Source organism: Rothia sp. P5764, assembly GCF_048512965.1.
In the GTDB taxonomy this organism is placed as follows: Bacteria; Actinomycetota; Actinomycetes; order Actinomycetales; family Micrococcaceae; genus Rothia.
Genome location: NZ_JBLXXQ010000002.1, coordinates 270,624 through 295,358, shown reverse-complemented (window position 1 = coordinate 295,358; position 24,735 = coordinate 270,624). Strand labels below are relative to the sequence as shown.

Sequence of the window (24,735 nt, the reverse complement as noted above, 5' to 3'; positions counted from 1 at the left end):
GGTAGGCTAATACATTGGCTGGCAGACTATCCAAAACGCAGTAAGGTGCCGCTTTTACGGTAGCCACTGATCACCGGATAGCTCGTAGTGATTAGAGTGCGGCTGCTCTACACTCTCCACCGCCCAAACCGTGGGCGGGTACTTGGAGGCCAGACCACCAGAACAATGGTGGAGTGCCCCACGCAGGGTTCCGCCAACCGCTAATGAAAAGGAAAAGCTGTGGCAAACCACAACCGTACCCGCCGTACCGTGCGCCAGTCCCGTGCCCTCGGCATTGCACTGACCCCCAAGGCAGAAAAGTACCTCGAGCGTCGTCCTTACGGCCCCGGCCAGCACGGCCGTAGCCGCAAGAAGGCTGACTCAAACTACGCTGTCCAGCTTCGTGAGAAGCAGCGTCTTCGCGCACAGTACAACATCCGTGAAGCTCAGATGCGTCGCGCCTACCTCGAAGCCAAGCGCATCGAAGGTCAGACCGGTAAGAACATGGTCGAGATTCTCGAAACCCGCCTGGACGCTCTCGTCCTGCGCTCAGGTTTCGCTCGCACCATCGCTCAGGCACGTCAGCTCGTTGTCCACCGCCACATCATGGTAGATGGCATCCGCGTTGACCGCCCCTCCTTCCGCGTCAAGCCCGGCCAGCTCATCCACGTTCACCCCAAGAGCGAGAAGATGGCACCTTTCCAGGTTGCAGCCACCGGCGCACACCAGGACGTTCTGCCCGACACTCCTGCTTACCTGAACGTTGAGATTGAGAAGCTCCACGCAAAGCTTGAGCGCGCCCCCAAGCGTGAAGAAATTCCCGTCACCTGCGAAGAGCAGCTGGTTGTTGAATACTACTCACGCCTGGCCTAAACCGCCTAGCTTGAACCGGCCCGCTTACCTGGCGCTATCTGGCGCTGGTGAGGCGGGCCGGCCTCATTTAATAACTAGACCGGAGTAGACCCATAGGCTCTTGATCTATCCCTCTGACAAGGTGTGATGCTCCCGACCGGCGAAACAGGGTAACTAAAATAGGTCAAGTCTTACTCTGTAAAGTAAGATTGTTACCAAATCGTGTTCTTTGACGCCGGCCCCTAGCCGGCAGAAAGCAGGTAATCCGTGAGTGGAGCCGACATTGCAGGCCTTATTGCCGCAGGCGTATTCGCCATCCTGGTTGCCCTGCTTGCTGTTCCGATCATTAAGCTCGGTAAGGTGTTTGATGAACTAACACGCACCATTCGCTCACTGAACGATGAGACAACCCCGCTGATTGGGGAAGTAACCAAAACCGTTGCCAGTACCAATGCACAGATTGAAAAAGTCGATGGTATTACCAGCAATGTTTCCGATGCCTCAGCCAATGTCTCGGCACTGTCATCATTGGTCACCTCAACGGTCGGACAGCCCCTCATTAAGGTCGCTGCTTTCTCCCACGGCGTCCGTAAAGCATTCAAGGGCGATGAAAACGCTCCTCAGGGCCGCCACCGTGCACCAGATAGCCCATCAGCAGGTGAGGACCTCTCATGAGTTTCCTCAAGAACCTTGTTCTGATTGCCGGGGGAGTAGCTACTGGCTACTTTGCCTCACGGGCTACTACAACCTCCCCAACAGGGAGCGAAGTAGAACTTAAGCAGTCGGCTCACTTGCAAAAGGCTCTCTCCGAAGGTAGCACTATGGCCCAGTTCTTTGATTCCAAGTACGGCGCACCCTTTAAGCACACGGCGCTCAAGGCGCTCAACTTTGCGGCCTCAGTCAAAGCCGGTATGAACGAAAAAGAAGCCGAGCTCAAAGAACGCTTTGACCGCCAGGCTCAGGATCCCCGACCAGGCTCATTGGATAACTGGCACACCGGAGATCAGGACAGGAAGCGCGGCGAGATTATTGAATCAGAGGCACTCCCAGAGCTTGAAACCGAAGCTAGGCTCCGCCGCGATGCCGCTCTGGGCAAAGATTTTTTCGAGTCAACGAACTAAAAAGTTTTAACATACACAAGAAGGAAGATAGCCTCGATGCTCTCACAGGAAATCTCAAAGCGCTGGATCGACTTTTTCGAAAAGCGCGGGCATACCGTAGTACCGTCTGCGTCGCTGGTATCCCATGAACCCGGTGCCATGTTCACTATTGCTGGCATGGTGCCCTTTATCCCTTACTTTCTGGGCCGTGAAGCCGCTCCCTACTCACGCGCGGTAAGCGTCCAGAAATGCATCCGCACCCTGGATATCGACGAGGTCGGCAAGACCGCCCGCCACGGTACCTTCTTCCAGATGGCCGGCAACTTCTCCTTCGGCGACTACTTCAAAAAAGAAGTTATCCCCTGGGCCTACGAGCTGCTGACTTCGTCCCCTGAAGACGGGGGCTACGGCCTTGACCCTGAACGCCTGTGGGTTACTGTCTATGAGGGCGACGATGAAGCTTACGACATTTGGGTAAACGATGTTAAGTTCCCCGCTGAACGTATCCAGAAGATGGGTATGGCCGAGAACTACTGGTCAACCGGCCAGCCCGGCCCAGCAGGCCCCGACTCAGAGATTTTCTACGACCGTGGACCCGAGTACGGTAAAGATGGTGGGCCCGCAGCCGATGATGACCGCTACATCGAAATCTGGAACCTGGTCTTCATGCAGTACCAGCGTGGTGAAGGCACCGGCAAGGACAGCTTCGAGATTCTCGGTGACCTCCCCAAGAAGAACATTGACACCGGTTTGGGTGTTGAGCGTCTTGCAATGCTCCTGCAGGGTGCAGAAAACTTCTACGAGACTGACCAGGTTCGCCCTGTTCTCGATGCCGCTTCAAAGCTCTCAGGTAAGAAGTACCACGGTTCAGAGAACGCCCAGGATGAAGGCTACGACGATGACGTGCGTATGCGTGTTGTAGCAGACCATATTCGTTCTTCGCTCATGCTGATTGCAGACGGGGTTACCCCCTCCAACGAGGGTCGCGGCTACATCTTGCGTCGCCTGATGCGCCGCGCTATTCGCGCTATGCGTCTGCTGGGCGTTACTGAGCCCTGCCTACCCGTCCTCTTCCCCACTTCACGCGATGCAATGGCCGGTGCTTACCCCTACGTCGCTGATGATTTCGAACGCATCTCACGTATTGCCTACGCCGAAGAGCGTGCCTTCTTGAAAACCATCGAAAGCGGTACTGAGCGTCTGGAAGGTGCCGTTAAGGCTGCTCAGGCTGCGGGGCAGAACCTTGTTTCCGGTGCCGAGGCTTTTGCCCTGCACGATACTTACGGTTTCCCCATTGACCTGACTCTGGAGATGGCAGCGGAAGCCGGCCTGACCGTTGATGAAAAAGAGTTCCGTGCCCTGATGGAAGAACAGCGTCACCGTGCACAGGCCGATGCTAAGGCTAAGAAGGGTGGCATGGCCGATCTTTCTGTTTTCCGTGAGCTCGCTGATGAACGCGGCTCGGTCTTCACCGGCTACGATCAGCTCCGCACCGAGACTACCTTGCGCGCTCTACTGGTAGACGGCGTGAGCGTTCCTGCCGCTTCTGCTGGCCAGAAGGTTGAAGTTGTCCTTGACGAGACCCCCTTCTACGCTGAGGCCGGTGGCCAGGCTGCCGATACCGGTGTCATCACCGGTAACGGGTTCGTCATTGATGTTTCGGACGTTCAACAGCCCGTTAAGGGTCTTTCTGTCCATCGTGCTGTGGTTCGTGAGGGCGAAGCGGTGAGCGGTTCAGCTGTTGTGGCTCAGGTCGATGTTCAGCGCCGCCAGGATGGCGAGAAAGCCCACTCCGGTACCCACATCATCCACGCTGCACTGCACCAGGTTCTGGGCAAAGAGGCAACCCAGCGGGGCTCTTTCAACAAGGAAGGCTACCTGCGCTTTGACTTCGCCTGGGGCGAGGGGCTTTCTGATGCCGCTAAGCAAGAAGTTGAAGAAGTCGCTAACATTGCGATTCGCGATAACTTTGAAACTGTGACCCGCCAGATGCCTCTCGATGAAGCTAAGAAGCTGGGTGCTATGAGCCTCTTCGGTGAGAAGTACGGCGAGACTGTTCGTGTTGTCGAGATGGGCGGGGACTTCTCCCGCGAGCTCTGCGGGGGTACTCACGTTGCTTCAACCGCCCAGATTGGTTCGCTGACCCTGCTGACCGAGCAGTCTGTAGGCTCGGGTAACCGCCGTGTTGAGGCGCTGGTTGGTCTTGACTCCTTCAATCACCTTGCAACCGAGCGTACCCTGGTTAACCAGCTCACAGGTCTGCTCAAGGTTCAGTCTTCGGCCGATCTGCCCGATAAGATTACCCAGACTCTGGCCAAGCTTAAGGAAGCTGAAAAGGAGCTCGCTAAGCTCCGCAAGGAAAAGCTCCAGGCCGAGGCAGGCCGCTTAACCGAATCCGCCGAGATGGTGGGGACTGTTCGTACTCTGCTCCACAATGCCGGTGAGCTCGATGCCGGTGCCGTTCGTGAGCTGGCTCTTGACCTGCGTTCACGTCTGGGCGAAGATGCCGCAACTGTTGTTGTTGCCGGTGTAAACAACGGCCGTCCGGTAATCCTTGTAGCTACCAACCAGGCTGCTCGCGATGCCGGTGTTAAGGCCGGTGCGCTAGTTCGTACCGCTACTTCCGTTCTGGGTGGTGGTGGCGGTGGCAAGGACGACCTTGCCCAAGGCGGTGGCCAGGACGCCACCAAGATTGATGAGGCATTCGCATCAATCCGTCAAGCTATTTCGCAGCTGGGGGCCTAAACCGGTGACATTCACAAGAGGCCGCCGCATGGGAGTCGATGTGGGTAATGCCCGCGTCGGCTTGGCCCTGTGCGACCCCGATGGCATACTCGCAACCCCGCTCAAAACCCTACGTCGCGATCTGAAGAAGAACTCAGACAGACGTGTGCTTCGTAAACTCATCGAGGTCAACGAAGTCAGGGAGGTTTTTGTGGGACTACCTAAAACGATGAGCGGGGGAGAGAGCTCCTCCACAGTCATGGCTCGTGAGTACGCCGAGGCCCTTGTGAATGAGCTGGCCGCTGAGTCACAGCAAGTACCTGTGTGGTTGGTGGATGAACGGCTCACTACTGTAAGCGCACACCGTTCTCTTCATGAGGCTGGAGTCTCCAGCAAAGAATTCAAAACGATGGTCGATCAGGTGGCCGCAGTCAACATTTTGCAACATGCGGTCGATACCCTTAAGGTGGGTCAGCATTTACCTGGTTATCAGGTGGAGCTGACAGAACCCTCCACCTTATCTGCCCCAAGCACCTTCAACCATGAAACGGAGAACCCGAATGTCTGAAAACTCGAGTTCTAGCCGCCCTCCGCGTCGACGCACCCTGCGGACCCGGAACCAGCAAACTGATCTTGAGGGCCTGCTTGGTGGTGCCGTTGTTGCTGATCAAGAAGAATTCAGCAGCGATGAGCGTGAACGCGCGAAACGTCGAAGCCGTAATTTCGTGATTTCAGCCGGTCTTGTCTTTGCTGTTGCGCTTGTTCTGGTTATCTCGGTTATCAGCCCGCAGATGGGATGGTTCCAGCGTAAAGATTTTGCTGGAAGCGGTAACGGTACTGAAGTGACCTTCACGATTCCCGAAGGCGCCTCGGTCATTGGCATCGCTAATTCCCTTGAAGAACAAGGAGTTATTGCTAACGCCGATCGTTTTCTTCAGGTCTACTCCGATAAGGCTTCCGACCAGTTCTTCCAGCCAGGGGACTACACCCTGCAAAAGGAAATGAGTAGTTCTGCCGCTCTCGATGAGTTGCTTCGCGTGGATGAAGCCAATACCAACTATGTTGCAATTGCCCGGACCTGGCGCATGGATGAAACACTCGATGCTCTTGCGAAAGGCACGGGTATCAGTCAGCAAGATTTTAAGAACCTGGCTGAAAAACCCACCAGCTTTGGTATCCCGTCTAAGTTCCCTACAATCGAAGGTTTCTTGTACCCGGGTGAATACCGTTTCCCCAAGGAAGCATCTGCTCAAGAAATCCTACAGATTATGGTTGACAACACCTTGAACCAGCTTAAAGAGGACGGGGTGAGCGGTGACGACCGGATCTTCCATGTCATCACGGTAGCTTCGATTCTGGAGTTTGAGGGCCGCGAAAAGGACTACTTGCCGATCGCAGGTGCAATTGAAAATCGACTGAACAACCCCGATGGCGAAACAAACGGTTACCTGCAGTCGGATGCTACGGTAGCCTACGGGCTGGGCATTAAGAGTTATCACATCTCCGATGCCCAGAAACAGGACTCCAGCAATAAGTACAACACCTTCTACTACCAGGGTTTGCCTCTCGGTCCTATTGGTTCACCGGGTGCTGCGGCCATCAAGGCGGCAGCTAACCCCGAGAAGAATGACTATTACTTCTGGGTCACAGTGGACCTGAGCACAGGTGAGACGCTGTTTGCTAAGACCTACAGCCAGCACCTTAAGAACGTAGAAGTCTATAACAAGTACTGTTCTGCTCACCCGGATGAGTGCCAGTAGATGAGTGACAGCTTGACCTCGTGCCCCAAGGCTTTTGTCTTGGGGCACCCCATTAGGCACAGTAAGTCGCCAGCGCTACACCAGGCCGCCTACCGGGTTCTGGGGGAGCAGATCGTTTATGAGTGTCTCGATACAGTAGAGGACCAACTAGCCTCTGTATTCGAGTGTTTTGGCCCCCACAGCTCAACCTGCGGTTTTTCGGTCACTATGCCCCTTAAATCCCCTGTTATGGCCTACCTGGATGAGCTGACCCCATTCGCTCGTGCGGTAGGGGTGGTCAACACTGTTTACTGGAGAGAGATAGAGGGCTTGTGGCGGTCTTTTGGTCACAACACCGATGTCTCTGGAATTGTGAATGCCCTGAGACAGGAAGGTTTGTTGGGTCTACCTGCCCGTGCCGCTGTTTTGGGCGGAGGCGGTACCGCAACCGCAGCATTGGCTGCCCTACGTTTTATGGGCTCTACCGGGGTAGATGTCTTTGTGCGGGACCCACGTCGCGCAGAGGGAGCCCAGCAGGCCGCGCAGCGGTTGGGTATGGACCTAACTTTTATCCCGCTTGCTGAGTTCTGGTCTAGGCTCGAGGACTATGAGCTGACAATCAGTACGCTACCTGCGGGGGCAGCCGACAAGGTGGTCGAAACAGGGCCCCGCGCACAGCGAGCGGGCTACCTTCTTGACGTGTCCTATGACCCCTGGCCGTCCAAGCTAGCCTTGGCTTACCAAGAATCTGGCGGGAGGGTAACCAGCGGCCTTGAAATGCTCATGTACCAGGCAGTGGACCAGGTCAGGCTCTTCACGGGCCGGTCGCTTGAAGATTATCTACCTTACGAGCAGCAGGTCCTGGAAGCTATGCGAAAGGCTGTGGACCTACCGCTGACGGGGTACCTACCCCAGCAGGTCAGTGATCCGAGCGCACTGGGCATGTAGGTTAGCCCGAATGGTGGTGCAAGAGTTGCTATCACCGGGCTTTTTTGGAAATCTTAGACAGTAGACCCACAGGTAATGATAAAGAAGGTTAGAGATGTTGCGTTGGCTAACAGCCGGTGAATCACACGGCCAAGCATTGGTCGGAATTATCGAAGGTGTCCCTGCCGGTCTTGAGCTGACCAGCCAGATGGTGCGCGACGCTCTGGCCCGTCGCAGGCTCGGTTACGGTCGTGGCGCACGAATGAAGTTTGAGGAAGATGCTGTGCGTATCCTGGGCGGTGTTCGCCACGGCAAGACCCAGGGCGGACCCGTAGCGCTTGAGATAGCCAATACCGAGTGGCCTAAGTGGGTCGATGTCATGTCTTCTGACCCGGTAGACCCCGCACTGCTTGAAGGCCGTGCTCGCAACGCGGCTCTGACCCGCCCCCGCCCCGGCCACGCAGATTTTGCCGGTATGCAAAAGTATGGCTTCGATGAGGCTCGCCCGGTGCTTGAACGCGCTAGTGCCCGCGAGACCGCAACCCGCGTTGCCCTTGGCGTAGTTGCCTCTCAGATTTTGAAGGCTCTTGATGTTGAGCTAGTCAGTCACACTACAGCGATAGCTGGGGTAGAGGCCCCCGCAGATGCTGCTCGCCCCACCCCGCGCGATGTGCAGGCCTTGGACGCTGATCCGCTTCGCTGTTTCGATGCCGCAACCTCTGAGGCTATGGTGGCATGTATTGATAAGGCCCACAAAGATGGTGAGACCCTGGGCGGGGTTGTTGAGGTACTGGCCTACGGCTTGCCCCCGGGACTGGGTTCTTACGTGCACTGGGACCGTCGTCTGGATGCACGTCTAGCCGCAGCTCTGATGGGGATTCAGGCTATCAAGGGTGTTGAAGTCGGTGACGGTTTTGAAACTGCCCGCAGGCCTGGCACTGAGGCGCACGATGAAATCCTTCCGGGTGATGCAGGAGTCCAGCGTGCTTCTAACAAGGCCGGCGGTATTGAAGGCGGCATGACCATTGGCGACCTCTTGCGCGTTCGTGCGGCTATGAAACCAATTGCAACCGTGCCCAAGGCTCTGGCGACTATTGATACCTCAACCGGCCAAGTAGCAAAGGCGCACCATCAGCGTTCTGACGTGTGTGCTGTTCCCGCCGCAGGCGTGGTTGCCGAAGCTATGGTAGCGCTGGTGCTTGCCGATGCCGCTCTCGAGAAGTTTGGGGGCGATAACATTGCCGAGACCAGGCGCAACCTGGATGCCTACCTGACGGCTATTCCTAAGTCGCTGGCTTGGGAATCTAAGGTAGCAGGGTGGAGCAAGTAACCATGCCCTCCCGGTCCCGTACCCACGCGATCGATATGACTGAGGTTCTGGCTCCTAACCAGGTACGAGAGGTTCAAGAAACCTATATCGAAAAGTCCCGCCCCGTTGTCTTGATTGGCCCCATGGCTGCTGGTAAGTCCTATATTGGCACCCACTTGTCTCGCTTTTACGGTTACGAGTTCCTTGATTCAGACCATCTGATTGTCGAGAAGTACGGAAAGATTTCACAGATTTTCGGAGACTACGGCGAAACTGAATTCCGTAAAATTGAAGCCGCTGTCATTGAAGAAGTCCTGTCTTCCCCTGCCCGACGAAACACCATTTTTTCTCTGGGCGGGGGAGCACCTATGACTGACGCCGTCGCTGAGATTCTAAAGAATCAGACTGTGGTGTATATCAAGGTCGATGCAGAAACTGTGGCACCGCGTATCCAAAACAGCAAGACCAGGCCTCTCTTGCAACCTAATCCTGTGGAAAAATGGTCGGAAATTTTCGAGTCGCGGAGGGAACGCTATGAGTCTCTAGCCAGTTATACGCTCGATGCCAGAGGCGGCAGAAGTATCACCGCTATGACCGCCGAGATACAGAACTTCATCATCACAACCCGAAAAGGTGGAGCATGACTACAAGAGAGACAACCGTCATTCCGGTAACAGGTTCACAGCCGAGCGAAAACTATCGGGTGCTGGTTGGCCATGATCTGCTCGGACAAATCCCCGAGATTCTAGGACAACGTACGCGGCGGATTTTGGTGATTCATCCCAGAGCACTCCGCTCGACCGGTGAGCTTGTCATGGATCAGATGCGTAGAGCCGGCTTTGAAGCTTTTTCGGCTGAAATTCCCGATGCTGAAGAGGGCAAACACATTCAGGTTGCGGCTTTCTGCTGGCAGGTATTGGGCCAGAACGACTTTACCCGCAGCGACGCGGTGATTGCGGTCGGTGGTGGGGCGGTCACGGACCTGGCTGGCTTTGTTGCTGCCACCTGGTTGCGTGGAGTACGCGTTATCCACATCCCAACAACTCTACTGGGCATGGTGGATGCTGCCGTCGGGGGGAAAACCGGCATTAACACTGCCGAGGGAAAAAATCTGGTGGGTGCTTTCCACCCGCCGGCAGCTGTGCTCTGCGAGCTGGGTGTCTTACGAACTTTGCCGGAGCATGAGCTATTGACCGGTATGGCGGAGGTCGTCAAGTGTGGTTTTATTGCCGACCCGGTTATTCTCGATCTGATTGAGCAGAACCCCTCCAAGGTCCGTGATTCTCAGTCCCATGTGGTACGTGAACTTATTGAGCGGTCAATTAGGGTCAAAGCCGAGATTGTCTCTGAAGACCTGAAAGAAAGTGGCCGCCGTGAGTTCCTCAACTACGGGCACACTCTGGGCCACGCTATTGAACATGCTGAACGCTACCAGTGGCGTCACGGTGCTGCGGTAGCAGTTGGCATGGTCTTTGCTGCTGAGCTGTCACTGGCTGCCGGCTACTTGGACGAGGCAACGGTGGAGCGTACACGCGCGATCTGTCAGTCTCTCAATCTGCCGATCACTTACCCGGCCGATCGCTGGACAAAGCTACTAGAAACTATGCGCCGAGATAAAAAGGCTCGCGGTAGTCTTCTGCGGTTTGTGGTGCTTGAAGGGCTGGCTAGGCCCCGTATCTACGAAGTTCCCGATGACTCAATTCTCTTCATGACCTACCAAGAGGTCGCGGCATAGCCGCTATAGCAAAAGCCCAGACGGTGTGAAACTCGCCAAGTAATCGCACAATCACCCGGGGGAAGCGGTAGACTGGTCTACGGTTTAACCCGCAACGCTTATTGAAAAATTATTTATTAGAGGAGAGTCTGTTGGCTACTACCGCAGATATCAAGAACGGTGTCGTTCTGAAAATTGATGGCAATCTCTGGTCCGTTATCGAGTTCCAGCACGTAAAGCCCGGCAAGGGTGGTGCCTTCGTCCGTACCAAGCTACGCAACGTCACCAGCGGCAAGGTAGTTGATAAGACTTTCAACGCAGGTGCCAAGGTTGAGACTGCAACCGTTGACCGTTCAGACTACCAGTACCTTTACCAGGACGGCACTGACTATGTCTTCATGGACCTCAAGACCTACGATCAGATCAATGTTTCTGAGATTACCGTGGGCGATGCCGCTAAGTTCATGCTGGAAAACCAGACAGCTACTATTGCCATGTACGAGGGTTCACCTCTGTACATTGAACTGCCCGCATCTGTAGTCCTCGAAATTACCTACACCGAGCCCGGCCTGCAGGGTGACCGTTCAACCGGTGGCACCAAGCCTGCAACCGTTGAAACCGGCGCTGAGATTCAGGTTCCTCTCTTCCTTGAGACCGGTACAAAGGTTAAGGTTGACACCCGTACTGGTGAATACCTGGGTCGCGTCAACGACTAAGTACCGTGAATTCAAGAACCAAAGCTAGACTTCGTGCCCTCGAAGTCCTGTTTGAAGCTGACCAGCGTGGCGATGACATCCTTGATGTTCTTACCCGTCGACGTATGCATACCTCAGCACAGATTTCCCTGTACTCCGAGCAGGTGGTTCGCGGTGTCCGTGACCACGCCGAAGAAATTCGGGAGTACATTGAAACCTATTCGCAGGACTGGACTATGGACCGCATGCCCAGTGTAGACCGTGTTGCCCTGCAACTTGGTGCCTGGGAGCTTCTCTACAATGATGAGATTCCCGATGCGGTAGCTATCTCAGAGGCCACCGGCCTGGTAAGGCTCCTCTCAACCGATGACTCACCCAAATTTGTCAACGGTTTGTTGGATCGTTTGCGCCAGGTTAAGCCGACCCTTCTGGCATAGTTCCTACTTTTTATCCCCACCCGCTCATTGAGCAGGTGGGGATTTTGCCTTCGGGCCTTGGGACTGCACAGCGATAAGGTGCGTCCCGTACGTAATATTTTTTGTGGTCCTCATACCACCGGGTAACCTGACATGGTAAATTGAAGTGCGACAGCAACCTTTAAGTCCGTCCTGTGAGGCGGGGAAGGAGGCCGGCACATGATGGATACCACCGGTGTATCTTCAGACCCAGAACACCAGAGAGTGATTCTGGAGCAAGCCGACATAGAGCGTGCGCTCACGCGCATTGCACACGAAATTTTGGAAGCCAACAAGGGCAGTGAAAATCTGGTTCTGCTGGGTATTCCACGCCGAGGATATCCTCTTGCCGAAAGGATCGCCGCTAAGATAGCGCAGACTGATTCCGGCTTTAATCCAGCCCTTTCGCTCGGCCAACTCGATATCACCATGTACCGTGATGATCTCAGGTCTATGCCCGGGCGAACCCCACAGCCAACGCGCCTACCGGCTGCCGGGATTGACGGCAAGAATGTGGTATTGGTCGACGATGTCCTCTACTCAGGGCGGACCATTCGGTCCGCTCTCGATGCCCTCAAAGATTACGGTCGCCCAGCGGTAGTTCGGTTAGCCGTTCTCGTGGACCGGGGCCACAGGCAACTACCTATCCGGGCTGACCATGTGGGAAAGAACCTGCCCACCAGCTCCGGCGAATCCGTCAAAGTCCTCTTGGAGAGCATAGACGCTATCAGCGACCGAGTAGTGATTATTCAGAAGGCATCAACCAAACAGGGGGCTGGTGCATGAAACACCTACTGGATACCCAAGACCTGAGCCTGCTAGAAGCTCTCGATATTCTCGACACCGCCGATTACATGGGTGAAATCGGCCAGCGCGAGGTCAAAAAACTGCCCGTCCTTCAAGGCAGAACCGTTGTTAATCTTTTCTTCGAGGACTCCACCCGCACCCGCCTCTCATTTGAGGCAGCAGAGAAGCGGCTCTCTGCAGATATCATCAATTTTTCCGCCAAAGGGTCTTCTGTTTCCAAGGGCGAATCTCTTAAAGACACTGCTCAGACCTTAGCGGCTATCAAGGCTGATGCAGTTGTTATCCGGCACAGTGCCTCCGGGGCACCCCAGCGTTTAGCCCAAGCAGGTTGGATTGATGTGCCTGTTCTCAACGCCGGTGATGGAACCCACGCCCACCCTACTCAGGCTCTGCTCGATGCTATGACTCTCCGGCAGTTCAAGGCCCGTGTTGAGGGGCGCGAGACCCGAGGACTCACCCTTGAGGGCATGCGGATCGCCATTGTGGGCGATATCCTGCACTCCCGTGTAGCCCGCTCCAACCTCTGGCTACTTCACACCTTAGGTGCAACCGTTAAGTTTGTTGCACCACCGACCCTGCTACCGGTGGAAATCGAACATTGGCCAGCAGAAGTTTACTACGACCTTGACGATGCGATTGAGTCAGGCCTTGATGCCATCATGATGTTGCGCATCCAAAAAGAGCGTATGAACGACGCTTTCTTCCCCTCCAGCCAAGAATATTCCCGCCGCTGGGGGCTTACCCCTGAACGCTTTATCAGGCTTGATAGCGCTAGCCATGAAACCGCAATTCTGCACCCCGGCCCCATGAACCGAGGTCTAGAGATTTGTGCCCAAGCGGCTGATTCACCCCGCTCCTGGGTGCTTCGCCAAGTCACTAACGGCGTATCGGTCCGTATGGCCGTGCTCTATCTACTCATGACCGGTGGCTCATCCGCTGACTTCTACTCGGGTTCCTAACCCCGCAAGGAAAAGAGAACACTATGACCTCTCATCTTTATCTCATCAAGGGAGCATCACTGCTCGGTGAAAAGACCGCCGACATTCTCATTCGCGGCGGGAAGATTGCTGAAGTGGGGGAGAACCTTCAAGCCGCTGAAGCTCAAATCATTGAGGCTAAGGGGCTCATCGCTCTGCCCGGCCTGGTCGATTTACACACCCACCTTCGTGAACCCGGCCAAGAGGACGCAGAAACCGTAGAAACCGGCAGCCGTGCGGCAGCTCTGGGCGGTTACACCTCAGTCTTTGCAATGGCTAACTCTAAGCCTGTAGCCGATACCGCTGGTGTTGTCGAGCAGGTCTATGAGCTGGGCCGCGAATCGGGTTGGGTTCACGTTCAACCTATCGGTGCCGTCACCGTAGGCCTGGCAGGAGAGCGGCTCTCAGAAATTGGTGCTATGGCAGATTCACGTGCTCAGGTACGCGTCTTCTCGGATGATGGCATGTGCGTATGGGACCCGGCCTTGATGCGCCGCGCCCTGGAATACGTCAAGACATTCAACGGTGTCATTGCCCAGCACGCCCAGGAGCCGCGCCTGACCCAAGGCGCCCAGATGAACGAGGGCAAGGTATCAGCTGAGCTAGGCTTGGCTGGCTGGCCCGCGGTAGCTGAGGAATCTATCATTGCCCGCGATGTACTACTTGCAGATCACGTTGGTTCGCGTCTGCATATCTGCCATCTCTCCACCAAGGGCTCGGTAGAAATCATCCGCTGGGCCAAAGAACGGGGAATTAACGTCACCGCAGAGGCAACCCCCCACCATCTACTGCTAACCGATGAGCTGGTGAGAACCTACGACCCCGTCTATAAGGTCAACCCACCCTTACGGACCGAAGAGGACGTTCTGGCCCTGCGCCAGGCAGTTGCCGATGGGATTATTGACATCATCGGTACTGACCATGCCCCGCACCCGGCAGAAAGCAAGGACTGTGAGTGGGCATGTGCAGCTAACGGGATGACCGGGCTTGAACAGGCTCTCTCCATCGTGCAGAAAACCCTGGTCGACAGCGGGTACATCAGGTGGGCTGATGTCGCCCGAATCATGAGCACCAAGCCTGCTGAAATTGGTCTAGCCAACCAGCAGGGACGCCCCCTAGAAGCCGGAGAACCAGCAAACCTAGTTCTGGTTGACCCCGCAGCGACCCGCCTGATTGACCCGCAGGCTCAGGCAACCAAGGGTAAAAACAACCCCTACCGCGGTCTCGAAGTCCCCGGCATGGTTGTTGCCACTTTCTACAGCGGCCACCCCACCGTGCTTGATGGCAAACTCAATTCCCCCGTTCCCGCTGCCTAATTTGGGCACCAACCACAGATTAGAGAACCCCGTGCAGGAAAAGCTCATCCCCACCCTCATTCTGGCCCTCCTCTGCCTCCTTATTTTCTGGGCAATGCGGGCAGGCTGGAAAAGTCGTCAAAAGCGGCAGGTACAGGTGGGGGAGTTGCCCCCCGTACCAGCCCACTACGACGATGCCGAATCCGTCCTGGCCGTCCCCGGTGTTTACATTGCCACCACGATCATGGGGGACTGGCTCGATAGAATCGCTACCCAAACCCTGGGAGTCAAGGCAGCAGGAACTTTCTTTGTCTTTGACGATGCACTGATTATTGCACGTGATGGTGCCGAAGATATCTGGATTCCCGCGACCGACATTATTGCCGTGAGAACAGAGTCAGGTATGAGCGGCAAGTTCGTTGAAAAGGACGGCCTGGTCATGGTGTCCTGGTCCTTGAACGGAAACGCAGTCGATACCGGCTTCCGCACTCAGTTTGCCATCGATAAGCAATCTTTGCTCTCCGCTATCCGGGCTATCGCGCCGCAGGCATCCACAACCCTGCCCGATTGGCCTGTCTCAACTCTTAGCCGCTAACTGCGGCCTAACCGACCAAGATCAAGAGGAAGTGTGAATTTGTCTCAGCAAGCCAGTACCCCCCAAACCGCCGTCCTTGTCCTTGAAGACGGCACCGTCTACCGTGGTGAAAGCTACGGAGCTATAGGTTCTACTCTGGGCGAGGCGGTTTTCTCTACCGGCATGACCGGCTACCAGGAAACCCTCACCGACCCCTCCTACGCAGGGCAGATCGTTATCCAGACCGCCCCCCACATCGGTAATACGGGCGTCAACAGGCAAGACGCTGAATCTCGACGTATCTGGGTTGCCGGCTACGCGGTTCGTGATGCGGCTCGTCGCCCTTCCAACTGGCGTTCCGAGCGTTCTCTGGATGAAGAACTGATTGAGCAGAGCATCGTGGGTATTCAGGGCATCGACACCCGCGCTCTGACCCGTCACCTGCGCAGCGCCGGTGCCATGCGGGCCGGTATCTTTACCGGTAGCCATGCAGAACAGCCTGTTTCTGAACTGCTTGAAAAGGTCAAAGAAGCCGCGCCCATGAAGGGGCAGAAGCTGGCAGATCGCGTCTCCGTTGAGGCCGCCTACACTGTTGAACCGGCTGACTGGGGCTGGGACGGCCCTGTGCGGGCCACTCTGCTTGCTCTTGACCTTGGGATTAAAGCCATGACTCCTCAGCGCTTCGCAGAGCGCGGTGTGCGTGTTCATGTCCTTCCTGCATCCGCAACACTTGAAGAAATCAAGGGCTTGAGACCTGACGGTGTCTTTTTCTCCAACGGCCCAGGTGATCCCTCGACAGCCGACCAGCAGGTTGAACTGCTCCAGGACATCCTGCGAACCGGCACTCCCTTCTTCGGAATCTGCTTCGGCAACCAGTTGCTGGGCCGTGCCCTGGGCTTTGGCACCTACAAGCTACCTTTTGGCCACCGTGGCATTAACCAGCCCGTGCTTGACCGCACCACGGGCAAGGTAGAGATTACTGCCCAGAACCACGGTTTCGCTGTTGATGCACCGCTTGATGGCCCTGTGACCGCCCCCAACTCAGAGTTTGGTCGTGTAGAGGTCTCTCATATCGGCCTCAACGATCAGGTCGTAGAAGGTCTGCGTTGCCTCGACATCCCGGCCTTCTCGGTTCAATACCACCCAGAAGCCGCGGCTGGCCCGCACGATTCGGCCTACCTTTTTGACCGTTTCATTGATCTCATGCTCGAAAAGAAGAACTAAGGAAAAGAACCATGCCCAAGCGTCACGATCTCACATCAATTCTGGTCATCGGTTCAGGCCCCATCGTTATCGGTCAGGCCGCCGAATTCGACTACTCAGGTACACAGGCCCTCCGCGTGCTCAAAGATGAAGGTGTACGCGTCATTTTGGTCAACTCCAACCCGGCCACCATCATGACCGACCCCGAGTTCGCCGATGCCACCTACATAGAACCGATTACCCCAGAAGTCATTGAAAAAATCATTGCCAAGGAAAAGCCCGACGCAATCCTGCCTACCCTGGGTGGCCAGACCGCCTTGAACGCGGCTATCTCACTCGATGAACAGGGAATCCTGGATAAGTATGGTGTTGAGCTTATCGGTGCAAACATCGAGGCTATCAACCTGGGTGAAGACCGAGAAGCCTTCAAGGGTGTCGTCGAACGTGCTGGTGGCGAATCTGCTCGGTCAGTCATTGTTCACACCATGGAGGAAGCCCTTGAAGCGGCCAAAGAACTGGGCTACCCCATGGTGGTTCGCCCATCTTTCACCATGGGTGGTCTTGGCTCCGGCATGGCCTACAATGAGGCCGACCTGCACCGCATTGCCGGTGCCGGTATCCAATACAGCCCCACCAGCGAAGTCCTGCTCGAAGAGTCAATCCTGGGCTGGAAAGAATACGAGCTGGAAATGATGCGGGACAAGAACGATAACGTGGTTGTCGTCTGTTCCATCGAAAACTTTGATCCGGTTGGTGTTCATACCGGTGACTCCATCACGGTTGCCCCGGCCCTCACTCTGACCGACCGTGAGTACCAGCGCCTGCGTGATATCGCTATCAAGGTGATTCGTGAGGTGGGCGTTGATACCGGTGGCTGCAACATCCAGTTCGCCATTGACCCGGCTACCGGCCGTATCATCGTCATTGAGATGAATCCCCGTGTGTCGCGCTCTTCAGCTCTGGCCTCCAAGGCAACCGGTTTCCCCATCGCAAAGATCGCAACCATGCTCTCGCTGGGCTACACCCTAGACGAAATTCCCAACGATATTACCCAGAAGACTCCGGCTAGCTTTGAACCTACCCTTGACTACGTTGTGGTTAAGGTTCCCCGATTTGCCTTTGAGAAGTTCCCTGCGGCTGACCCCACTCTGACTACCACCATGAAGAGTGTGGGAGAAGCTATGGCTCTGGGCCGTAACTTTACTGAAGCTCTGCAAAAGGCTATGCGCTCCATGGAGCAAAAGGGCTCGACCTTCCGTTTTGACCAGCCCCAGCTCAGTTCTGCTGAGCTGTCAGAGCTGATTGAAAGTAGCAAGGTGGCAACCACCGAGCGTATCTTCCAGGTCCAGCGAGCTCTGCTTGCAGGTGCCACCGTTGAACAGATCTACCAAGCAACGGCCATCGACCCCTGGTTCCTGGACCAGCTGGTTCTGCTGAACGAGGTGGCTGCTGAAATCGCCCAGTCCAAGACACTCAGCGAGCGGACCCTGCGCCTCGCTAAGCGACATGGCTTCTCCGACGCGCAAATCGGTGAGATTCTGGGCATGAACGAGGCAGTGGTTCGGGGTATCCGCCATGCTCTCAACATCCGCCCGGTCTTCAAGACTGTAGATACCTGCGCAGCTGAGTTTGAGGCTTTTACCCCCTATCACTATTCTTCCTACGATCTTGAAGATGAGGTAGCGCACCACGATAAGCCCTCCATCATGATTCTTGGTTCAGGGCCAAACCGCATCGGCCAGGGTATCGAGTTCGACTACTCCTGCGTGCATGCCTCCTTGGTCCTGCGTGAGGCCGGCTATGAGACCGTCATGGTTAACTGCAACCCCGAGACTGTCTCCACTGACTACGATGTCTCCACTCGCCTCTACTTTGAGCCCCTCACCCTAGAGGACGTCCTGGAGATTGTTGAGGCAGAGCGCCGAACTGGAGGTCTGATGGGTGTCTTTGTTCAGCTCGGTGGGCAGACCCCGCTCAAGCTGGCTCAGGAGCTTAAGGCTGCTGGTATTCCGATTCTGGGTACCTCGCCCGAGGCAATTGACCTAGCCGAAGACCGCGGTGAGTTCTCACGCGTCTTGGAAGAAGCCGGCCTGATTTCACCCAAGAACGGCATGGCTTTCACCTTTGAGAACGCCAAGAAGGTTGCTGACGAGATAGGTTACCCGGTCCTGGTTCGCCCATCCTACGTCTTGGGTGGCCGTGGCATGGAGATTGTCTACAGTGAAGAACAGCTGGCCCGTTACCTGGAAAATGCAACCGAGATTTCGCCCTCTCAGCCTGCCCTCATCGACAAGTTCCTCGAGGACGCTGTCGAGATTGACGTTGATGCTCTCTATGATGGAAGGGAGCTCTACTTAGGTGGGGTCATGGAGCATATTGAAGAAGCCGGTATTCACTCTGGTGACTCGGCCTGTGCCCTGCCGCCGATCACGCTCGGCCCCGATCTTGTTGAGCAGGTCAAAGAGGCAACCCTCAAAATCGCTCAGGGTGTTGGTGTACGGGGTCTGATTAACATTCAGTTCGCTGTCGCTTCTGAGATTCTTTACGTCATTGAAGCCAATCCCCGCGCTTCGCGCACTGTTCCTTTCGTCTCAAAGGCAACGGGTGTACAGCTCGCTAAGGCCGCAGCTCTGATTGGTGCAGGTAAGACCATTGCCGATTTGAAGGCCGAGGGCTACCTGCCCGCTAGCATGGACGGAGCTTCACTGCCCGCTGGTACCGCGATTGCTGTCAAGGAAGCGGTGCTCCCCTTCAGTCGCTTCCGCACCCCCGAAGGTATCGTTGTTGATTCCCTGCTGGGCCCGGAGATGCGCTCTACCGGTGAGGTTATGGGCCTGGACCGCTTCTTTGACACCGCTTTCGCTAAGGCTGAGAAGGCAGCCGGTTCCAGCCTACCGACTGAGGGTAAGGTCTTCGTATCGGTGGCTAACCGCGACAAGCGCAACTCGATTATTTACGTCAAGATGCTTCAGCAGCTTGGCTTTGAGATTGTTTCAACAGGCGGTACCGCAGAGGTGCTCCGACGAAACGGTGTTGAATCGCAAGTTGTTGCAAAGATCGCTGATACACCTGAGGGGGAGCGTTCCATCGTTGATTTGATTCGTGATGGCGAAATCAACCTGATTTTCAATACTCCCTCCGGTGGCCAGGCCCGTGGCGACGGCTACGAGATTCGTGCGGCTGCTACCTCGGTTGGTTGCCCGGTCATGACCACGGTTTCAGAATTCGGTGCTGCTGTTCAGGGTATCAACGCTCTGCGTGAGTATAGCTGGGGAGTCATGAGCCTACAGGAACACGGCGCTTCCATTGCTGCCGCGCTGACTCAGGAGCAGGCATGAGTGCCCGGGTAGGTTTCGGCGATCGCCTTGCAGCGGCTATGGAGTCGCGCGGGCCTCTGTGCGTAGGGATTGATCCCCACCCGGGTTTGCTTTCTGCCTGGGACCTGCCTGATACCCCGGAGTCCTTAGAGGCCTTTGCTTTGACAGTGCTTGAAGCTTGCGGGCCCGTTTCAGCAGCGCTCAAGCCTCAGGTTGCCCTATTTGAGCGCCACGGATCTGCTGGCTTGGCCGTACTTGAAAAACTGCACCGGGTGGCAGCTGATGCCGATGTGCTGATTATTGCTGATGCCAAACGCGGCGATATTGGCTCCACTATGGCCGCTTATTCCGATGCCTGGCTGGGGGAGCGTTCACCTCTGGCAACAGACTCTGTAACTCTGAGCCCCTACCTGGGCTTTGAATCGCTTCGGCCAGCTCTTGATCAGGCAGCGCAGACCTCGCGCGGCGTCTTTGTTCTTGCTTTGACATCTAACCCTGAGGGCAAGACTGTTCAGCATATCGGTGGGGAGCACTCTGTTGCTAAGGGAATTGTAGATGCCGCTTACCAGGAGAACGCTCAAGGCCACTGGTCTGTTATGGGGCCGTGCGGTTTGGTGGTCGGGGCAACAGTGGGTCCAGCTCTTCAGGAGCTTGGTATAGACCTAGCCAGCTTCAACGGGCCAATCCTTGCTCCTGGGTATGGTGCACAGGGCGCAAGTGCGTTAGATCTTTATAAAGTATTTACCGGGGTTAAACAACAAGTGCTTGTTAATTCGAGCCGCGGTGTACTTGTGTCGGGACCTGATGCTATATCTTTGAGAAACGCCGCCGAACGTTCGCGAGACGAATTGATCAAAGCGCTTCTCAAGGCAGAGTAATCATACAAATGGTGGGGAATTATTCAATTTCCCACCATTTTTTATATTGTTTCGTGTTACTCATGGGTAACATCTTCCATAATCGCCTCTGACATGCTAATTTGTAAATGTTGGTTCGCAGTAGGCGTGTATCACCCCCAAAAAAATGAGCATCTGCTCAGATTCACCCTACCCAACACCTTATGAACCCCCGTTGCCGGTAACGGCACCTCGCACAGAAGGATACGATTATGCCTCTACAACCTCTGACCGAAGAACAGCGCGCAGCCGCCCGCGAAAAGGCCAAGAAAGCTCGCGTTACCCGCGCAGAAATTAAGAATGCTGTCAAGACCAAGCAAATCACCATTGCAGAGGTCCTTAAGCGCGCTGAAACCGATGAAGCAGTCGCTAGACTTAAGGTGACCGATTTGCTCACCTCCCTACCGGGCGTGGGTGAGGTTCGGACCGAAAACATTTTGAACGACCTGAATATCGCCGCCTCCCGTCGCTTGCGTGGCCTTGGCATCCACCAGCGTAAGGCGCTTATTAACCTTCTCGATCGATAGGGAACACCGCATGACAGAACAGACAGCCACACCTCAGCTCACCGTACTTGCTGGCCCTACCGCCGTCGGCAAAGGGACGGTTTCTGCTTACATCCGTGAGCATTACCCGGAGGTCTGGTTCTCTGTCTCTGCCACGACCCGTGATCCCCGCCCCGGCGAAGAAGACGGTGTCCACTACTACTTTGTCTCCGACGAAGAGTTCAGCTCCATGGTTGAAAACCGGCAGATGCTGGAGTGGGCTACCGTTCACAATAGCTACAAGTACGGCACGATTCGTTCTATGGTGCAGAAGCAGCTCGATGCGGGTAAGCATGTATTGCTAGAAATTGATTTGCAGGGGGCACGTCAGGTCCGCAATGCCATGCCCGAAGCTCAGCTCATCTTTCTTGCTCCCCCCAGTTGGGATGAGCTTGTTGCCCGCCTGATTGGTCGCGGAACGGAATCAGCGCAGGAGCAAGAGAGTCGCCTGGAAACAGCCAAAATTGAATTAGCAGCTGAACCCGAGTTTGACCACACTGTCATTAACGAGACAGTAGCCGAAGCGGCTGAAGAGATTATCAAGCTCATGGGTATTGGGCGTTAGGTTTTACGGCACGGGGCGGCAGACTAGGGGAACATCACCCTAAGACGCCGCCCTTTTGCGTGACAAAAAAACCGTTGACCGATAGTATAGGTAGAGTTTTATGCCGTCGTTATTTTCGATGGCCAGCAAGCATAGTCAAGATGGAGTCTTAAGTGGCAAACGCACACAACGATGAAGGTATCATCAATCCCAGCGCAGACGCTCTGATCCAAAAAGCTGAGTCGAAGTACGGTCTGGTGATTTTTGGTGCTCGCCGTGCACGCCAGATTAACGCCTACTACTCTCAGCTTCACGAGAACCTCTACGATCATGTTGGTCCTCTGGTTGATTCTGAGCCCAACGAAAAGTCACTTTCCGTGGCTATGCGTGAAATCAACGAAGGCCTGATTGAGTCACGACACATCAAGGACGGCCAGTTCGACGAAAACGGTACCCTGATTCACGAAGATGAGCCCAGCGCTTTCCTTCCCGGCAATGACTTCTACATCGATGAACCTTTTGTAGAGTACGTCGATGCAGATGGCACTCAGCAGGCCTAGCAGCTCATCACCGATGCGAGTCGTTATAGGCATTGGAGGGGGCATTGCTGCATATAAAGCAGCAATGCTCCTTCGTCTTTTTGGTAAAGCGGGCCATGAGGTTATCGCTATCCCCACCCAAGCCGCGCTCAAGTTCATTGGGCAGCCCACACTCGAGGCTCTCAGCGGTAACCCTGTCTCTGTAGACGTATTTGAGCGAGTGCCCGAGGTCAACCATGTGCGCCAGGCTGAGCAGGCCGATGCAGTGATTATTGCACCGGCTACAGCAGATTTGATGGCCCGCCTTGCAGCGGGTCGGGCAAACGATTTGCTGTCGGCAACAGTTCTGACCACCCATGCCCCAGTTATTCTGGCACCCGCTATGCACACCCAGATGTGGGAGCACCCTGCCACCCAGGCCAATGTAGCCACGCTTCGGTCCTATGGCTACCGGCTTATTGAGCCTGCTGTTGGCCGGCTCACCGGCCCAGATTCCGGGGTTGGCAGACTACCTGAGCCTGAAGAAATTTACGCTCAAGCCCTAGCTGTCCTTGGTTGGGGCCGGGAACAGGGCTCCTGCGCTGAGACTGTCTCGAAGCCACTTGCAGGGCAGAGGCTGCTGATTACTGCAGGTGGCACAAGGGAGGCCTTAGATCCTGTCAGGTTCTTGGGCAACCGCTCATCGGGTAAGCAAGGGGTTGCTCTTGCCCAAGCAGCAACCGACTTAGGGGCAAGGGTTCATCTGATTGGAGCCAACCTAGAAGTCAGGCCACCGTCAGATCTAGATAAACTGACCCTTGTCACCAGCGCCGAGCAGATGCGCAGGGCTGTATTCGACGCCTTATCTGAGTCGGATATGGTAATCATGGCGGCAGCAGTTGCTGATTTCAGGCCTGCAGACTACACCGACTCCAAGATTAAAAAGACCGATGATCCGCTGGCCGATCCGGTTATTCGTCTAGTGCGTAATCCCGATATCCTGCGTGAAATCGTCCTGCACCGCCAGAACAATCCTGAGGGGGGACCAAGGACTATCGTGGGGTTTGCGGCCGAGACCGGCGATGACACGGCTACCCCGCTGGAGTACGGTCAAGCAAAGCTGACACGAAAAGGGTGCGACTATCTGGCCGTAAACACCGTCAGCCCTACGCTAGGTTTCGGAGCAGATAATAACACAGTTACGCTTTTGCCCAAAGATGGGGGAGAGCACTTGGTCGCCCAAGGCACTAAAGAAGACGTGGCTCGTGCGCTTCTGCTTCATATCGCGCAACAAACCCAACAGTAGTTAACTTTATAGCCCGCTTTCATTGAGAGAAGTACAGTAGAACCGTGACTGAAAATAACCATCTCCGTTTGTTTACCAGTGAGTCCGTCACTGAAGGACACCCCGACAAAATTTGCGACCAGATTTCAGACTCCATTCTGGATGCTCTGCTGACCGTTGACCCGCTCTCTAACGTCGCTGTAGAAACCTTGGTCACCACCGGCCAGGTTCACGTTGCAGGTGAAGTGACCACCAACGGTTACGTCGATATTCCCCAGATTGTCCGTCAGACCATTCTTAAAATTGGTTACAATTCCTCAACCCACGGGTTTGACGGTGAGTTCTGTGGCGTATCAGTTTCCATCGGCGAGCAGTCACCCGATATCAATTCGGGTGTCTACAACTCTCTTGAGGCCCGCCAGGGAACCGCAACCGATGACCTTGATCTACAGGGCGCAGGAGACCAGGGCATCATGTTCGGCTACGCGACCAAGGAGACCGATGTTCTCATGCCCGCTCCTATCTACCTGGCCCACCGTCTAGCCGAACGACTGACACAGGTACGCAAAGAGGGAACTCTGCCTAATCTACGCCCCGATGGTAAGACCCAGGTAACGCTCGGTTACGACGATAACTTCAAACCCGTCACTGTCGATACCGTGGTGGTTTCTACCCAGCACACGGCAGACTACGATTTGGCTCAGCTCGATGCCGATATTCGTAAGCACGTCATTGAACCCGTTCTGGCCTCTTTTGACTGTGATTCCTCAAACGCAAAGTTCATTATCAACCCGGCTGGCCGTTTCGTTCAGGGTGGCCCCGTGGGCGATGCCGGTCTAACCGGCCGCAAAATTATTGTCGATACCTATGGTGGTATGGCACGCCACGGAGGCGGTGCCTTCTCAGGCAAGGACCCGTCCAAGGTTGACCGCTCCGCTGCCTACGCTATGCGCTGGGTTGCCAAGAACATCGTGGCAGCCGGTCTTGCGGACCGCGCCGAGGTCCAGGTAGCCTACGCTATCGGCCAGGCCGCTCCGGTGGGTATCTACGTCGAAACTTTCGGTACCGAGAAGGTATCGGTAGCAACCATCGAACACGCTATCCGCGAGGTCTTTGACCTGCGCCCCCTAGCTATTATTCGTGACCTGGAACTGCGCCGGCCAATCTACGCAAGGACCGCAGCCAACGGCCACTTCGGCCGCGAAGAACGTGAGTTTACCTGGGAGCGGACCAACCGGGTCAGCGAGCTTAAGGCTGCAGCGGGCATCTAATATAATGTC

24 protein-coding genes are annotated in these 24,735 nt (G+C 55.6%); all 24 read left to right on the top strand.

Annotated features, from left to right (window positions below; translation table 11 throughout):
* Window positions 1-219: 219 nt before the first annotated feature.
* The 24 genes from rpsD to metK all read left to right on the top strand — a co-directional run bounded on the left by rpsD (window position 220) and on the right by metK (window position 24,726).
* The gene (gene rpsD / locus ACN08Y_RS04995) at window positions 220-852 is read left to right on the top strand and encodes a 30S ribosomal protein S4 (RefSeq protein ID WP_419099642.1); all 633 of its coding nucleotides are present in this window, start codon (window positions 220-222) and stop codon (window positions 850-852) included.
* 246 nt (window positions 853-1,098) lie between these two features.
* The gene (locus ACN08Y_RS04990) at window positions 1,099-1,506 is read left to right on the top strand and encodes a DUF948 domain-containing protein (RefSeq protein ID WP_419104534.1); all 408 of its coding nucleotides are present in this window, start codon (window positions 1,099-1,101) and stop codon (window positions 1,504-1,506) included.
* Entirely contained in the window at window positions 1,503-1,952 is a 450-nt protein-coding gene (locus ACN08Y_RS04985) for a peptide chain release factor 4 (protein ID WP_419112005.1), read from the top strand. The genes ACN08Y_RS04990 and ACN08Y_RS04985 overlap by 4 nt, the downstream gene beginning before the upstream one ends.
* Window positions 1,953-1,988: 36 nt before the next feature.
* Entirely contained in the window at window positions 1,989-4,676 is a 2,688-nt protein-coding gene (alaS, locus tag ACN08Y_RS04980) for an alanine--tRNA ligase (protein ID WP_419112004.1), read from the top strand.
* A 28-nt stretch (window positions 4,677-4,704) separates the two neighbouring features.
* Window positions 4,705-5,223, top strand: coding sequence for a Holliday junction resolvase RuvX (gene ruvX, locus ACN08Y_RS04975; protein ID WP_419112055.1), 519 nt, complete (start codon window positions 4,705-4,707; stop codon window positions 5,221-5,223).
* Window positions 5,216-6,415 (top strand): endolytic transglycosylase MltG, encoded by a 1,200-nt coding sequence (gene mltG / locus ACN08Y_RS04970; RefSeq protein WP_419112003.1) that lies wholly within the window; start codon window positions 5,216-5,218, stop codon window positions 6,413-6,415. The genes ruvX and mltG overlap by 8 nt, the downstream gene beginning before the upstream one ends.
* Window positions 6,416-7,342, top strand: coding sequence for a shikimate dehydrogenase (locus ACN08Y_RS04965; RefSeq protein ID WP_419112002.1), 927 nt, complete (start codon window positions 6,416-6,418; stop codon window positions 7,340-7,342).
* A gap of 94 nt (window positions 7,343-7,436) precedes the next feature.
* Window positions 7,437-8,651, top strand: coding sequence for a chorismate synthase (aroC, locus tag ACN08Y_RS04960; RefSeq protein WP_419104530.1), 1,215 nt, complete (start codon window positions 7,437-7,439; stop codon window positions 8,649-8,651).
* 2 nt (window positions 8,652-8,653) lie between these two features.
* Complete coding sequence (locus ACN08Y_RS04955) at window positions 8,654-9,274, top strand: shikimate kinase (RefSeq protein ID WP_419112001.1); 621 nt, start codon at window positions 8,654-8,656, stop codon at window positions 9,272-9,274.
* Window positions 9,271-10,365, top strand: coding sequence for a 3-dehydroquinate synthase (gene aroB, locus ACN08Y_RS04950; protein ID WP_419099650.1), 1,095 nt, complete (start codon window positions 9,271-9,273; stop codon window positions 10,363-10,365). The genes ACN08Y_RS04955 and aroB overlap by 4 nt, the downstream gene beginning before the upstream one ends.
* 131 nt (window positions 10,366-10,496) lie before the next feature.
* On the top strand, window positions 10,497-11,060 hold the full coding sequence (gene efp, locus ACN08Y_RS04945) for an elongation factor P (protein WP_419099651.1): 564 nt from the start codon (window positions 10,497-10,499) through the stop codon (window positions 11,058-11,060).
* Window positions 11,061-11,065: 5 nt separating this feature from the next.
* Window positions 11,066-11,476, top strand: a complete 411-nt coding sequence (gene nusB / locus ACN08Y_RS04940; RefSeq protein WP_419099652.1) for a transcription antitermination factor NusB — start codon at window positions 11,066-11,068, stop codon at window positions 11,474-11,476.
* 198 nt (window positions 11,477-11,674) lie between these two features.
* Complete coding sequence (pyrR, locus tag ACN08Y_RS04935) at window positions 11,675-12,280, top strand: bifunctional pyr operon transcriptional regulator/uracil phosphoribosyltransferase PyrR (protein WP_419099653.1); 606 nt, start codon at window positions 11,675-11,677, stop codon at window positions 12,278-12,280.
* Window positions 12,277-13,260 carry an aspartate carbamoyltransferase catalytic subunit gene (locus tag ACN08Y_RS04930; protein ID WP_419099654.1) on the top strand — a complete coding sequence of 328 codons (984 nt, stop codon included), beginning with the start codon at window positions 12,277-12,279 and terminating at the stop codon, window positions 13,258-13,260. Before pyrR ends, ACN08Y_RS04930 begins: the two co-directional genes overlap by 4 nt.
* 23 nt (window positions 13,261-13,283) lie before the next feature.
* Complete coding sequence (locus ACN08Y_RS04925) at window positions 13,284-14,594, top strand: dihydroorotase (protein ID WP_419110402.1); 1,311 nt, start codon at window positions 13,284-13,286, stop codon at window positions 14,592-14,594.
* A gap of 31 nt (window positions 14,595-14,625) precedes the next feature.
* Entirely contained in the window at window positions 14,626-15,168 is a 543-nt protein-coding gene (locus ACN08Y_RS04920) for a hypothetical protein (protein ID WP_419104527.1), read from the top strand.
* Between the two features lie 33 nt (window positions 15,169-15,201).
* On the top strand, window positions 15,202-16,371 hold the full coding sequence (gene carA / locus ACN08Y_RS04915) for a glutamine-hydrolyzing carbamoyl-phosphate synthase small subunit (RefSeq protein ID WP_419112000.1): 1,170 nt from the start codon (window positions 15,202-15,204) through the stop codon (window positions 16,369-16,371).
* A gap of 11 nt (window positions 16,372-16,382) precedes the next feature.
* The gene (gene carB / locus ACN08Y_RS04910) at window positions 16,383-19,688 is read left to right on the top strand and encodes a carbamoyl-phosphate synthase large subunit (protein ID WP_419111999.1); all 3,306 of its coding nucleotides are present in this window, start codon (window positions 16,383-16,385) and stop codon (window positions 19,686-19,688) included.
* The gene (pyrF, locus tag ACN08Y_RS04905; RefSeq protein ID WP_419104524.1) at window positions 19,685-20,545 is read left to right on the top strand and encodes an orotidine-5'-phosphate decarboxylase; all 861 of its coding nucleotides are present in this window, start codon (window positions 19,685-19,687) and stop codon (window positions 20,543-20,545) included. Before carB ends, pyrF begins: the two co-directional genes overlap by 4 nt.
* 230 nt (window positions 20,546-20,775) lie before the next feature.
* Entirely contained in the window at window positions 20,776-21,090 is a 315-nt protein-coding gene (gene mihF, locus ACN08Y_RS04900; RefSeq protein WP_419099660.1) for an integration host factor, actinobacterial type, read from the top strand.
* Between the two features lie 10 nt (window positions 21,091-21,100).
* A complete protein-coding gene (gmk, locus tag ACN08Y_RS04895; protein WP_419099661.1) occupies window positions 21,101-21,673 on the top strand; it encodes a guanylate kinase in 573 nt (190 codons plus the stop codon).
* Window positions 21,674-21,825: 152 nt separating this feature from the next.
* Window positions 21,826-22,212: a DNA-directed RNA polymerase subunit omega gene (rpoZ, locus tag ACN08Y_RS04890; protein ID WP_419099662.1), complete on the top strand. Its 387-nt coding sequence runs from the start codon at window positions 21,826-21,828 to the stop codon at window positions 22,210-22,212.
* Window positions 22,213-22,225: 13 nt separating this feature from the next.
* Window positions 22,226-23,476, top strand: coding sequence for a bifunctional phosphopantothenoylcysteine decarboxylase/phosphopantothenate--cysteine ligase CoaBC (gene coaBC / locus ACN08Y_RS04885; protein WP_419112054.1), 1,251 nt, complete (start codon window positions 22,226-22,228; stop codon window positions 23,474-23,476).
* 44 nt (window positions 23,477-23,520) lie between these two features.
* Window positions 23,521-24,726 (top strand): methionine adenosyltransferase, encoded by a 1,206-nt coding sequence (gene metK, locus ACN08Y_RS04880; RefSeq protein WP_419111998.1) that lies wholly within the window; start codon window positions 23,521-23,523, stop codon window positions 24,724-24,726.
* Window positions 24,727-24,735: the final 9 nt, after the last annotated feature.